The sequence below is a fragment of the Shewanella sp. Sh95 genome (assembly GCF_001308045.1).
GTDB lineage: Bacteria > Pseudomonadota > Gammaproteobacteria > Enterobacterales > Shewanellaceae > Shewanella > Shewanella xiamenensis.
Map to the genome: position 1 here is coordinate 1 of NZ_LGYY01000185.1, position 12525 is coordinate 12525.

Sequence of the window (12525 nt, forward strand, 5' to 3'; positions counted from 1 at the left end):
AATGCACGGCAATTTAAGCTGGATGGTAAACGGGAAAGGGCATATCCACGAGTCCTTAAAATGAGCAAAAACAAGTTTCCGGTTAGACCAAAGAAAAATGCCGTTCACTCTTAAGTGAACGGCATTAACCTTAGGGTGCGTTTTTTATGCCCGCCATTTAGCAGAACAGCCAAATAAAAAGCCCCAAACATGACTTGGGGCTTCACTCACTAACAGAACGGTAAAAAACCGTAGATTAGTTCCAAGGCTGGCTAGGTTTAAGCCATAAGTGCACCGTCACTTCATCGCGGTCATGGTATAAGTGCTTACACTGCAACTGGAATTCGTTGATACCATTTTCCTTGAGGATTTCCTGCATGGTATTCAAAATCGCCATCACTTCTTTATAACGGCTCTTCATCGGCAGCTTGAGGTTGAAAATGGCTTCTTTAAACCAGCCATTGATGGCCCAAGCCTCAATCAGCTCAGCCACGCGCGCGGGTTTTTCAACCATGTCACACACTAACCAATAAATGTTTTTACGCTGTGGCTCGAAGCGGAAACCATCCTCACGGAAATGTTTCACTTGTCCGGTTTCCATCAGTTTTTCGTTCATTGGGCCATTATCGACCGCGGAGACCATCATGCCACGACGCACTAACTGATAGGTCCAGCCACCTGGGCAAGCGCCTAAGTCCACCGCATTCATGCCGCTGCGAACCCGCTCTTCCTGCGCTTCTTTAGGCACAAACTGCGCGAATGCTTCATCGAGTTTCAGGCTTGAACGACTTGGTGCATCGGCAGCCATTTTCAGGCGCGGGATCCCCATAAAATAGGGTGAGCTGTTGTTGCTGAAGGAATAACCAACGTAGGCGCGTCCTGGGCCAACAAAACACACATGAATAATCGGACGCTTAGGGTTTTCCTGCGCCAGTAAACTACCTGATTTTTTCAAATGCTGGCGCAAAGGCACAGTAAACTTACGGCAAAATGCCGACAGCTCTTTTGCTTCATTGGTATCAGGGGTTTCAACCCTCAGCTCGCCCGCTTTACTCACCTCACTGAGCGCTGCCACAATCGGGCTGACACGGTCAGACTCGGGCAAATCGGCTAGCAGTTCACTCGCGGCAAACATCTGACGAGCAAAGATCAGCGAATCTAACGACAGCTGCTTAGCCAAGGTATCGCCGCCATCATCGTCAAAACATTGGTATACCACATAGGCATCGTTATTGTTGGCCTTAACAAAGCCACCCACATTGAGCTCGGCGGCTCGCTGTTGGATTTCTGCTGCGCATTCTTTCTCATAGCCTGCACGGCAAAATAAAAATAGGTTTTTCATGGAGATCCTTAAGAAATCCAAGCCATAAACATGGCCGACTATCGATTTGGGCGCCAGTATAGCAATTTCAATACACAAAAGCCCGATTTGCTATCGGGCTTTTGTGCTATTGGCTGCGTGGACGCACGGCGCAGTAGCTGCGCCATACAAGCATTATGACTCGTTACCATCCACCACTTTATGGCGCCATACGGCCGCGGCCAGCAATAACCAACCTAAGAGGAAACAGCCGCCGCCCATCGGCGTGATAGGGCCAAACCATTTGCTGCCGACCAGCGCCAAACCGTAGAGCGAGCCAGAAAACAGCACTATACCCGCAATAAATAAATACGCCGCCCAATCGAGTAAACGTGAGGTTAACCACTGCCCCGCAAAAGCAACCACAATCAAGGCAAAGGTATGGTAGAAGTGGTATTGCACCCCAAGATTAAACACTTCAATCAACTCTGGGGGCGCCACGGCTTTTAAACCGTGGGCACCAAAAGCACCTAGCGCGACCGCAAAAAAACCGCTTACCGCGGCGAGTAACAACAATCCTTTACGCATTTTAACCTCCAAAAACCAATAGGCTTTACAACGGATGACGCCCGAGCCGTTAATCCAGACTCTGAGCACTTTACGTCATATCAAGAAGAAACATTAGCCAATAAATTTTGCTGATAAATCAACAGCCAGTGCAAGGTTAGCCGCTTCAGTCGTACCTGACGACTTTCTTGGGACAAAACTATGATCCCCATCAGCTAAGTATTCAATTTGAATATCATTAGTGGGGATTTGCATCTTGCCGCCAAACTTATCCCGCTCCCCTTGCAGCACTAACACGGGCACTTGGCAGTCGTTCAGGGGTTCCAACCTAGGCTCACCGCCCTTAAGCGGAATAAAGGGATAACCTAAACAAATAACCCTATCGATACGGCTGGCTTGTACGCTATCACAAGCCAGTAAAGCCGCCATGCGTCCGCCCATGGATTTGCCCATCAAGACCACACGCTTAACCTTAGGCTGAGCGTGTGCCACATCGAGCATCTCGCTAAAACAGGCAAGCAGCTTTGGAGCCCTGTCTGGCGGTCGCTTTTTACCATCCATGGCATTAGCCTGCATGTAGGGAAAGTTAAAACGCATCACTTGAAAGCCCTTGGCAACAAGACCTGCTGCCATTTGGCACATAAAGTCTGAGTCTCGATTCGCTCCCGCGCCATGGGCAAATAAAATCAAGATCTCTGAGGGTTCACCTTCTAACACATGGGCACTCAGTGCAACATTTACCGAGGGATTATCCGGGCAACAACTCACTGCGTGACTCCTCGGCAAACATATCTAACATCCACTCACGAAACGCGACCACTTTACCCAGCTCGGCATGATTCTGTTGGCAAACGAGGTAGTAAGCATCTTTGCTCACTAGCACTTCTTGGAATGGGCATACCAGTCGTCCCGCCTTAATATCGGGCCGAGCCAACACGCTATAACCTAACGCCACACCTTGACCATGAGCTGCCGCCTGCAAGACGAGGGAAGAATGACTGAAAATTGGACCTTGGTTCACATTGATATCGGTAATACCGCATTGTCTAAACCACGCCTGCCAATCGTGGCGACTCATATCGTGTAGCAATGTGTGGTGTTTTAAATCTTCCGGCTTTGACAGCGGCTTAGGGCCATTTAACAGCATGGGTGAACACACCGGAATAAGCACTTCATTGCGAAGTTTATCGGCCCGCAGCCCAGGCCAATTGCCTAAACCATAATAGATCGCGACATCAACATCGTCAGTTAAGGAACTGGCCTCTGTGTCCACCGCCTTGATCCGTACGTCAATATCAGGATTCTTTTCACTAAACTTGGACAGACGCGGCACCAGCCACTGAATCGCAAAGCTTGGCGACATGCTCACGGTCAACGAACCAATAGCACTACGTGCGAGCAGCCTATCGGTCGCATCTGCCAATTGAATAAAGATGTCCTTAATATCGAGAAAATAACTCTGGCCTTCCTCGGTTAGCAGCAGTGAACGATTTTTTCGGCGAAATAATTTTAATCCGAGAAAATCTTCCAGCGCTTTAATTTGATGACTCACCGCAGCCTGAGTCACAAACAATTCTTCAGCCGCTCGAGTAAAGCTCAAATGCCGTGCGGCGGCCTCAAATGCTTTAACCGCATTCAGTGGTGGTAAGCGTCTTGACATAGTGATCTCTATCTCAATTTTTAATTAGTTTTTCTAATCCGTATTGTTACATTTAATCGTTTGTAAAGGCCAGCATTTTTGATTAAATTTTGCGCCAACGAAACACATGAGTTGGACAATCTCGAACGGGTGATGGGAATGTCTGACAGCAATACTTTGTCAGCCCGGAGGCGACTATGTTCAATTTAAAATCTGCTTTTGCGTTAGTGTTAGTCAGCGCACTCAGTGCCAATGTCTACGCTAATGTTATCAATGCTGAAATTATTATCGACACCAGTGATTTACAAACAAGTATCAATGCCGAACTGACGGCAACGATGGAAAAAATGCACCAAGAAGCGCTGCAAGATCCCACCTTATTGATTGCCGATGAGGTGTTACCAGCACAGCAAGTGGTCAAAACCGAGTAAATTGCACTGCTTCGCAATAACATAAAAGCCGCATTCCAATGCGGCTTTTTTGTATTCATAATCCCGTAGATTGCTGCATATCAAGGTCAAACCCGAGGCTTGACCTTGCATACACTTTGCTGGTTATCGCTTAAGGGCGGTAAACCTTAACATTGTGATAACCTTGCTCAATCAGGTAAAGTGCCTGTAATTTACTCATCACGCCACGCTCACAGTACAGCAGGTAAGTCTTTTGCTTATCGAGATCGGCAAACTGAGTCGCTAATTTGAAGAAAGGAATGCGCTTGATTTCCACGCCTTCAATCTCCAGCGGTTTATTCTCTTCTTCCTCTGGGGCGCGAATATCAATCACCACTTCATTGGTGTCGATAGCAACAACGGTCTCAGTTTCAGTGATACGGGTATTCATTTGTTCTGCTATCTCCCGGATATCAATGGCCACGGCTTGCTCTATGATACGGTCAATCAAATCCTCAGAGAATTTCGTCTCTTCCGCTTCCACCTTAGCCAGTACCGCTTTAACAGTCGGCTTTTGTGAAATCACCCCGCAATATTCCGGCATAGACTTAGCAAAATCTTCGGTGCCGATACGGCGGCATTCATTGATAATATCTTGCTTATCCATAGTGATCAGCGGACGCAAAATCAACATATCGGTGCAACGATCAATCACGTTTAAGTTGGTTAAGGTTTGGCTCGACACTTGACCCAAGCTTTCACCAGTCACAATCGCCTGAATGCCCATACGCTCGGCAATACGTGCCGCGGTGCGCATCATCATCCGTTTGAGCACCACGCCCATTTGACCATTGTCGATTTTCTCTAAAATCTCGGCCACCACAGGCTCAAACGGCACGGACACAAACTTCACCTTGTGGGATTCACCATAGGTTTTCCACAAATGGTAAGCAACCTGCTTAACGCCAATCTCGTGCTGCGCGCCGCCTAGGTTGAAGAAACAGTAATGGGTACGAGCGCCCTTCTTAATAAATTGATAACTCGATACGCCCGAGTCAAAACCGCCCGAAATTAACGACAACACATCTTCCTGCGTTGCCATTGGGAAACCGCCTAAGCCTTCGATACGCTTAGTCACCATATACAGTTTATCGCCCTCGATTTCGAGGTTAACGGTGACTTCGGGGTTCTTTAAGCGCACGCCAATCGCATCGGTAAACTGGTTTAAGCCGCCACCGACATAACGCTCTACTTCAATAGAGTTAAAATCGTGATTACCAGTGCGTTTGACGCGCACACAGAAGGTTTTACCGGCAATTTGGTCACGGTAAACGGGTAAAACTTGCTGGTAGATATCGTCAACAGAGGTAAAGCTGTATTCATCCACTTGCACCACATGGGCGATCCCAGGAATACAGGCTAAACGCTCACCAAAGGCCTGAGCTAATTCAGGTTTATCATTTGGCACCTTTACCCAAATACGGTCCCATTGACGTTGCACTTTGGCATCTTCATCAACTTTTTTAAGCACGTTACGGATGTTGGTTTCAAGCATTTTAGTGAAGCGCATGCGCACAGGCTTACTCTTCATCATGATTTCTGGGTACAGCTTTACAATAAACTTCATGGGATTTCCGCGGGCAATTTTGGCAACAGCAAAATTGGTTAAAAGAATAATCGCCGGATTATAACAAACTCACGGCGATTGGCGCACCTGTTTCCACACTAGGGCTGCTCGTGGCGTGCGCTTACGCACAGTTGAACTTATAGTCAAAAAAGCCCAAATAAAAAAGCCGTGAGCAAGTCACGGCGTTTTTATCAAATAACTTATTTGGATTAAAAGCTATTTACCTACTTGAATTTCTTCGGATTCTTTTGCTTTACCTTGTTCAATCGCAATCTCAACTCGACGATTTCGCGCGCGATTTTCAGGCGAATCATTTAAAACAATTGGATTATTTGAGGCCATACCGACCACTTTCATCCGTTTAGGATCAAAGCCCTTGACCTGCAATAACACATCAGCCACAGCTACAGCACGTTTACTGGAGAGATCCCAGTTTGAGCTATAGAGCTCATCACTTATCTGCATATCGTCGGTGTAACCCGATACGGTGATAATTCCCGGCACATCTTTGAGCAACTCCCCCACCGAACGCACCACTGGTTTAAATCGCGGTTGTAGGAAACCAGAGCCTGAGGCAAATGAACCTTTTTCACGGATGCGAATAATAATTTGCTGTCCAAGTGACTCAATTTCAATCGCCCCATCGGTGATCTCTTTATTGAGCTCCTGCGCCATTTTTTTCACTTGCTGATTGATCTTATCCTGAGCTGCCGCAGCCTCTGCCTTCACCGCATCAGCGGTTTCTTGAGCCGTGGCCGTTGCTTCACCACCTCGCTGCGAACCGTTCTGTTGTTGTACCCCACCCGCACTATCATCTTCCCCCGCTTGGAAATCCAACGTGGGTTCGGTCATTTCATTGGTTTGTTGGTTGATGATCTCAATCGGCGTGGGATCGGGACGACCAGGACGAAACTCGAGGGCAATCACCGAGGTCCCCTTAGGAATATCTTTAACTTCGACTTTGTTTTGCACCCCAAATGCATACTTCATCGAACCTGCGATCTGCTTAAACTTCATCACATCCATTTCGGAGAATGACAGCAGCAACACGAAGAAACACATCAAGAGGGACATCAAATCGGCAAATGTTGCCAACCAGAGTGGTGCTCCGGGCGGTGGACAGTTGCACTTAGCCATGGGCTACTCTCCGTCCGTTGTATCGATTTTCCGCTGTTTTTCAGCAAGATAGTTCTTCAAAAAGCCTTCAATTACTCGAGGGTTTTGGCCATCTTGAATCGCCAATACCGCATCCATAATCAAGTTACGGTTTAGCATTTCCTCACCCATTCTAAGGCTTAATTTATCGGCGATAGGAATACACACCATGTTAGCCACTACCGCACCATATAGGGTAGTTAACAACGCAACCGCCATTGAAGGGCCAATCGATTTCGGGTCCGACATATTGGATAACATCGCCACCAAGCCCACTAGGGTACCAATCATCCCCATCGCGGGTCCTACGTCACCAAAAGCCCGGAAAATGGCGATGCCGTTGCGATGGCGCTCTTCGGTGAGGGCGATATCTTTTTCAAGCGCGGCACGTACCACCTCACCGTCATGACCATCCACTAACATATCGACGGCTTTTTGCATAAAACTGTTGGAAATTTGTGCTTCTTCAAGAGCAAGAAATCCACCTTTACGCGCCGCATCAGCCATCGTCACAGATTGTTCGATAAGATCTTCAGGTTTATCAATTTTAAACATAAAGGCTTTTACTGCGATTTTTACCGCACCTAAAAACTGTTTTAAATTGAATTTCATCATCACGACAAAGAAGGAGCCACCAAACACGATAAAGACGGAAGGAATGTCGATAAAAATTGCAATGCCGCCGCTGGTTACCATGGCCCAAAGGATAAAACCAAAGCTCCCGACTAGTCCAATAACTGTAGCTAAATCCACAACGGCTCCTCAATATTCTGTATAAACGACATGATACTGACTCTATTGGCAAAATAACACTAAATGTCATCCGTCAACGGTTAACACTTTGGTCTTAACCCAAGCCTTATTTTATGATGTCTTAAGATGATTATAAGCATAATGCTACTATTGTCATTTATCGGACAAGCTCTAAGCAAGTTTAGCGGCAATTTCTATTTTCTGAAAAAAATTCAGCAACAAAGCGTGCTATCGAGCAAATATCCATCGACTGAATTTGACCCTTGAGCCGCCCTGATATACCTTGTGTCCGCTCTTTCAAAGGAATTATTAACGTGGCAAAGAAACCCGAAAATCTCAGTTTTGAAGAATCCCTTGGTGAACTCGAGCGCATCGTTGCTGAGTTAGAGCAGGGCGATGTCTCTCTCGATGATGCGTTAAAACAATTTGAACGAGGCATCAATCTGGTGCGTAACAGCCAGGCAAAACTTGAACAAGCTCAGCAAAAAGTGGCCATTTTACTCAAGCAGGATGAAAATGCGCCCCTCTCTCCCTATGCCGTTGAGGGCGAATAAGCGTGTTAGTCAATGCAATAAAAGAATATCAACTACGAGTTGATAACGAATTAAAACAACGTTTTAGTACACTCGAAGATACAGCTCCTCAGTTAAAAGCCGCGATGACCCATGGCGCCCTTTTAGGGGGAAAACGCATTCGTCCCTTCTTGGTTTACAGTGTCGGGCAAATGTTTGGCGTAGCACTTGAAAAACTCGATGCCTGCGCCGCCGCGATTGAATGCATCCACGCCTATTCGTTAATCCATGACGATTTACCCGCTATGGATGATGATGCACTTCGCCGTGGTCAACCCACAGTGCATATCGCTTTCAATGAAGCCACCGCAATTCTTGCTGGGGATGCACTACAAACTTTAGCTTTTGAGATTGTGACTGAAGCCGTGCCAGGGATTACCAGCGAGCAACATATCGCTATGGTCAGAGCATTGGCAAAAGCCTCTGGTTATCGGGGGATGTGCGGCGGTCAAGCCATCGACTTAGCCTCCACCGATAAGCACATTGATCTTAAAGCATTAACTCAACTGCATAATATGAAAACAGGGGCGCTGATCAGCTGCGCCGTTGAGTTAGCCTTGATCGCCGCGAACGCGCCAAAAGATCAATATCAGACTATGATGGAATTTGCCCATGCCGTAGGACTTGCCTTCCAAGTCCAAGACGATATTCTGGACATTATTGCCACCACGGAAGAACTCGGCAAACCTCAAGGCTCAGATGCCGAGTCAAATAAGAGTACTTTTCCGCAACTACTTGGACTGCAAGGCGCAAAAGATACCGCCGCGCAACTGATCCAAGAGGCACTATCAGCGCTGGCTAAATTGCCATACAATAGCCAGTTAATTGCAGACTTCGCCCGCTATATTATTGAGCGAAGAATATAAAAAGAGACGAAGTATCTCGCTATGAGTTTGGACATTTCTCAGTTTCCAGTGTTGGCACAGGCCAACACACCTAATGAACTCCGCCAGCTTCCACAGGCCCTATTACCCCAATTGGCCGATGAGTTGCGGGAGTTCCTTCTTAAGTCCGTTGGCATGTCCAGCGGACATTTTGCCTCTGGGCTTGGCACTGTCGAGCTGACTGTTGCCCTGCATTATGTCTATAACACCCCGTTTGACCGTTTGATTTGGGATGTTGGTCACCAAGCCTATCCCCATAAAATCCTCACTGGTCGCCGTGATAGAATGCACACCATTAGGCAAAAGAACGGTTTACACCCCTTCCCTTGGCGGGAAGAAAGTGAATATGACACCTTTAGCGTAGGCCACTCAGGCACCTCCATCAGTGCCGCATTAGCCATGGCCGTTGCAGCCGAAAAAGAACAGGCAGGCCGTAAAGTGGTTGCCGTGATTGGCGATGGTGCAATGACAGGCGGCATGGTATTCGAGGCAATGAACCACGCGGGTGATTTGCACAATGATATGCTGATGGTGCTAAACGATAATGAAATGTCGATTTCAGAAAATGTCGGCGCACTCAACAATCACTTAGCCCAATTGATGTCAGGCCGCTTCTACACCACGATTCGTGAAAGCAGCAAGAAAGTGCTCAAGGGCATGCCTGTTATCAAAGAAATGGCCAAGCGCACCGAAGAACACCTCAAAGGCATGGTGGTTCCTGGCACACTGTTTGAAGAATTAGGCTTTAACTATATCGGCCCTATCGATGGCCACGATGTCGATGCCCTAGTGGAAACCCTGCGCAATATGCGCAATCTCAAGGGGCCACAAGTGCTACACATTATGACCAAAAAAGGTCGCGGTTATGAGCCAGCAGAAAAAGATCCTATCGGTTGGCACGCCGTCCCTAAATTTGACCCATCACAATTTAAGAAGCCAGCGACTAAGCCGGGACTACCAACCTTCTCTCAAGTGTTTGGCAAATGGTTATGTGATATCGCTGAGCAGGATGAAAAAGTCTTAGGCATTACCCCTGCCATGCGTGAAGGGTCGGGTATGGTGGAGTTCTCGCAGCGCTTCCCAAAACAATATTTTGATGCAGCCATTGCCGAGCAACATGCGGTGACCTTAGGTGCAGGGTTTGCCTGTGAGGGCTATAAACCTGTGGTCGCAATCTATTCGACCTTCTTACAACGCGGCTATGATCAGCTGATCCACGACGTCGCATTGCAGCGTTTACCCGTACTATTTGCCATTGATCGTGGAGGTATTGTCGGTGCCGACGGCCCAACCCATCAAGGGGCGTTTGATTTAAGCTTTATGCGCTGTATTCCAAATATGGTGATTATGGCGCCATCGGATGAAAATGAATGTCGCCAGATGCTGTATACCGGGTATTGCTATGATGCAGGTCCAAGCGCGGTACGCTATCCAAGAGGTAGTGCAACAGGTGCGACTCAAGTTGAAGCCATGACGGCGCTGCCAATTGGTAAAGGGGTGATTAAGCGTTTAGGCAAACGTATCGCGATGCTTAACTTCGGGACTACCTTAGCCGCAGCACTCACTGCCGCAGAGAGTTTAGATGCAACAGTGGTCGATATGCGCTTTGTGAAACCGCTGGATGTGGATTTAGTCAAAGAGATGGCGCAAACCCACGATGTGCTCGTCACAGTGGAAGAAAACGCCATTATGGGCGGCGCTGGCTCAGGTGTGCTAGAGCTTCTGCAAAAGCTTAAAATGCCTAAACCTGTACTACAAATTGGCTTGCCCGATGAGTTTATTAAACATGGATCACCAGAAGAAGTGATCCATGACTTACAACTCGATGCCGAAGGCATGTTAGCGCAGATTAATGCCTATCTTGCCAATTAAGCTCAAGGGAGCTTGCTCCCTGTTTATGATAAAATAAGCTACTGATTAACTTACAATAAAAGTTTTAAACTAAAAAGGACTGCATCTGCAGTCCTTTTTATTGGTTTAACGTTTTACCGCTTACGCTTCAATATCAATCGAAGCAGACTCTTGACTAGGGCCACCTTGAGACACCATCACCATGGCTGGGCGCAATAAACGGCTATTCAGTTCATAGCCTTTTTGCATTACTAACATCACAGTATTGGCTGGGAATTCAGCACTTGGTTGCATACCAATCGCTTGATGTTGATCAGGGTTGAAGGCTTGTCCTTGAGGATCAATTTGTTTTACACCAAATTTCGCCACAGCGGTCAACAAACTCTTTTGTGTTAACTCAACACCTTCATAGATAGCTTTAGTGGTTTCATCCTGCGGATTAGTCCCTTGCAGCGCTCGCTCCATATTGTCTATCACTGGCAGCAATTCGTTGGCGAATTTTTCCAGAGCAAACTTATTGGCTTTCTCTACATCCATCGCAGCGCGACGACGAATGTTATCCACTTCGGCAGCTGCACGTATTACTGAATCTTTTTGCTCATCAACTTTCGCCAAAGCGTCAGCGAGTAACTGTTCCAGCTCTTCAATACGGAAATTGGCTTGGGTAAGCTCATCAATCAGACTTGCTTCTTCGGTAGAAACTTCAGACTCTACACCCTCTTGGATCAGATCCTGTTCTGCTTTAATCGACTCGTTGCTCATTTTCACTCCAGCTAAAAATGCTTTGTTTCTAAATACTCTGGGCATATTATGGGGATCAATTTTGACGTTTCAAGGCCTAAGGCCAGATCTAGCATAAATATGACCACAAAGTTCCACACCATTGGCCTAATTGGTAAGCCGCATCATCCAGGGACAAATCAAACCCTCAAACGTCTGCACCACTGGCTGACAATGCAAGGTTATGAAGTCCTCGTAGAAGAGCGGGTAGCAACTGAGTTAGGCCCACAAATTGTGGCGGTTGATTTATTAGAGATTGGCGAGCGTTGTGATTTAGCGATAGTCGTTGGCGGTGATGGCAATATGCTCGGCGCCGCCAGAGTAATGGCACGCTTCGATGTGGGCGTGATTGGTGTAAACCGTGGCAACCTTGGCTTTTTAACGGATTTACCGCCGGATGCATTCGAAGAGGCGCTCGCTAAAGTGCTCGATGGTGAGTTTGATACCGAGCACCGTTTTTTACTTGAGGCAGAGGTCTATCGCCATGGACAGCTAAAAGCCAGTAATACCGCGGTGAATGAAGCGGTGCTGCATCCGGGTAAGATCGCTCACATGATTGAATTTGAGGTCTATATTGACAATCAATTCATGTACAGCCAACGCGCCGATGGCATGATAGTTTCCACTCCCACGGGATCAACCGCCTATGCACTGTCAGCAGGTGGGGCGATTCTCACCCCCAATTTACAGGCATTAATTTTAGTCCCGATGTTTCCACACACCTTGTCATGCCGCCCTATCGTGGTCGATGCTTGCAGCACCATTAAGATGGTGGTTTCCCCTGAAAATGGCGAAAACCTTGAGGTTAGCTGTGATGGCCATGTGCATTTAGCGGTATTACCCGGCGATGAGATCATCGTGCGCCGCAGCTCTGAGCAACTTAGGCTTATCCATCCTAAAGGCCATAATTACTTCCATGTGTTGCGAAGTAAACTCGGCTGGGGCAGTAAGTTGTTTTGAGTTTGTACGATGAGATGATGCGAAGCTTAACTCAAGCAACCTACCATAAAAAAATAGAGATAATGACTG

13 protein-coding genes are annotated in these 12525 nt (G+C 47.2%); 5 read left to right on the plus strand and 8 right to left on the minus strand.

What is annotated here, in order from left to right:
• Nucleotides 1-235: 235 nt before the first annotated feature.
• From rlmM to AEA42_RS13535, 4 genes are all read right to left on the minus strand, one after another.
• Entirely contained in the window at nucleotides 236-1321 is a 1086-nt protein-coding gene (rlmM, locus tag AEA42_RS13520; RefSeq protein ID WP_037416532.1) for a 23S rRNA (cytidine(2498)-2'-O)-methyltransferase RlmM, read from the minus strand.
• 153 nt (nucleotides 1322-1474) lie between these two features.
• A complete protein-coding gene (locus AEA42_RS13525) occupies nucleotides 1475-1867 on the minus strand; it encodes a DUF423 domain-containing protein (RefSeq protein WP_037416529.1) in 393 nt (130 codons plus the stop codon).
• A gap of 93 nt (nucleotides 1868-1960) precedes the next feature.
• A complete protein-coding gene (locus AEA42_RS13530; RefSeq protein WP_055647996.1) occupies nucleotides 1961-2614 on the minus strand; it encodes an alpha/beta fold hydrolase in 654 nt (217 codons plus the stop codon).
• Nucleotides 2595-3506, minus strand: coding sequence for a transcriptional regulator GcvA (locus AEA42_RS13535; RefSeq protein WP_037416523.1), 912 nt, complete (start codon nucleotides 3504-3506; stop codon nucleotides 2595-2597). The genes AEA42_RS13530 and AEA42_RS13535 overlap by 20 nt, the downstream gene beginning before the upstream one ends.
• A 176-nt stretch (nucleotides 3507-3682) precedes the next feature.
• Between AEA42_RS13535 and AEA42_RS13540 the strand changes: the two genes are divergently transcribed.
• Nucleotides 3683-3916, plus strand: a complete 234-nt coding sequence (locus tag AEA42_RS13540) for a hypothetical protein (RefSeq protein ID WP_037416521.1) — start codon at nucleotides 3683-3685, stop codon at nucleotides 3914-3916.
• A 130-nt stretch (nucleotides 3917-4046) separates the two neighbouring features.
• Here AEA42_RS13540 and thiI read toward each other — a convergent pair whose 3' ends face one another.
• The 3 genes from thiI to pomA all read right to left on the minus strand — a co-directional run bounded on the left by thiI (nucleotide 4047) and on the right by pomA (nucleotide 7409).
• Nucleotides 4047-5501 (minus strand): tRNA uracil 4-sulfurtransferase ThiI, encoded by a 1455-nt coding sequence (thiI, locus tag AEA42_RS13545; RefSeq protein WP_055647997.1) that lies wholly within the window; start codon nucleotides 5499-5501, stop codon nucleotides 4047-4049.
• 216 nt (nucleotides 5502-5717) lie between these two features.
• On the minus strand, nucleotides 5718-6638 hold the full coding sequence (locus tag AEA42_RS13550; protein ID WP_037425837.1) for a flagellar motor protein MotB: 921 nt from the start codon (nucleotides 6636-6638) through the stop codon (nucleotides 5718-5720).
• Nucleotides 6639-6641: 3 nt separating this feature from the next.
• Nucleotides 6642-7409: a flagellar motor protein PomA gene (pomA, locus tag AEA42_RS13555; RefSeq protein WP_047535853.1), complete on the minus strand. Its 768-nt coding sequence runs from the start codon at nucleotides 7407-7409 to the stop codon at nucleotides 6642-6644.
• A gap of 314 nt (nucleotides 7410-7723) precedes the next feature.
• Here pomA and xseB point away from each other — a divergent pair, with 314 nt between their 5' ends.
• From xseB to dxs, 3 genes are read left to right on the plus strand one after another with little or no spacing between them, the layout of a single operon-like run.
• Nucleotides 7724-7963: an exodeoxyribonuclease VII small subunit gene (xseB, locus tag AEA42_RS13560; RefSeq protein WP_011623480.1), complete on the plus strand. Its 240-nt coding sequence runs from the start codon at nucleotides 7724-7726 to the stop codon at nucleotides 7961-7963.
• A 2-nt stretch (nucleotides 7964-7965) separates the two neighbouring features.
• Nucleotides 7966-8847 carry a (2E,6E)-farnesyl diphosphate synthase gene (gene ispA, locus AEA42_RS13565; protein ID WP_055647998.1) on the plus strand — a complete coding sequence of 294 codons (882 nt, stop codon included), beginning with the start codon at nucleotides 7966-7968 and terminating at the stop codon, nucleotides 8845-8847.
• A gap of 21 nt (nucleotides 8848-8868) precedes the next feature.
• Complete coding sequence (dxs, locus tag AEA42_RS13570; RefSeq protein WP_055647999.1) at nucleotides 8869-10737, plus strand: 1-deoxy-D-xylulose-5-phosphate synthase; 1869 nt, start codon at nucleotides 8869-8871, stop codon at nucleotides 10735-10737.
• A gap of 120 nt (nucleotides 10738-10857) precedes the next feature.
• On the opposite strand, the gene grpE is transcribed toward dxs, so the two are convergent.
• The gene (gene grpE, locus AEA42_RS13575; RefSeq protein ID WP_037416074.1) at nucleotides 10858-11478 is read right to left on the minus strand and encodes a nucleotide exchange factor GrpE; all 621 of its coding nucleotides are present in this window, start codon (nucleotides 11476-11478) and stop codon (nucleotides 10858-10860) included.
• 99 nt (nucleotides 11479-11577) lie between these two features.
• Between grpE and nadK the strand changes: the two genes are divergently transcribed.
• Complete coding sequence (nadK, locus tag AEA42_RS13580; protein ID WP_156312340.1) at nucleotides 11578-12456, plus strand: NAD(+) kinase; 879 nt, start codon at nucleotides 11578-11580, stop codon at nucleotides 12454-12456.
• Nucleotides 12457-12525 lie beyond the last annotated feature (69 nt).

Excerpts from the sequence above, each read along its gene's own strand:
- thiI (WP_055647997.1), bottom strand. The coding sequence starts at position 5,501 with ATGAAGTTTATTGTAAAGCTGTACCCAGAAATCATGATGAAGAGTAAG.
- AEA42_RS13525 (WP_037416529.1), bottom strand. The coding sequence starts at position 1,867 with ATGCGTAAAGGATTGTTGTTACTCGCCGCGGTAAGCGGTTTTTTTGCG.
- AEA42_RS13535 (WP_037416523.1), bottom strand. The coding sequence starts at position 3,506 with ATGTCAAGACGCTTACCACCACTGAATGCGGTTAAAGCATTTGAGGCC.
- nadK (WP_156312340.1), top strand. The coding sequence starts at position 11,578 with ATGACCACAAAGTTCCACACCATTGGCCTAATTGGTAAGCCGCATCAT.
- dxs (WP_055647999.1), top strand. The coding sequence starts at position 8,869 with ATGAGTTTGGACATTTCTCAGTTTCCAGTGTTGGCACAGGCCAACACA.
- AEA42_RS13550 (WP_037425837.1), bottom strand. The coding sequence starts at position 6,638 with ATGGCTAAGTGCAACTGTCCACCGCCCGGAGCACCACTCTGGTTGGCA.
- AEA42_RS13540 (WP_037416521.1), top strand. The coding sequence starts at position 3,683 with ATGTTCAATTTAAAATCTGCTTTTGCGTTAGTGTTAGTCAGCGCACTC.
- grpE (WP_037416074.1), bottom strand. The coding sequence starts at position 11,478 with ATGAGCAACGAGTCGATTAAAGCAGAACAGGATCTGATCCAAGAGGGT.
- rlmM (WP_037416532.1), bottom strand. The coding sequence starts at position 1,321 with ATGAAAAACCTATTTTTATTTTGCCGTGCAGGCTATGAGAAAGAATGC.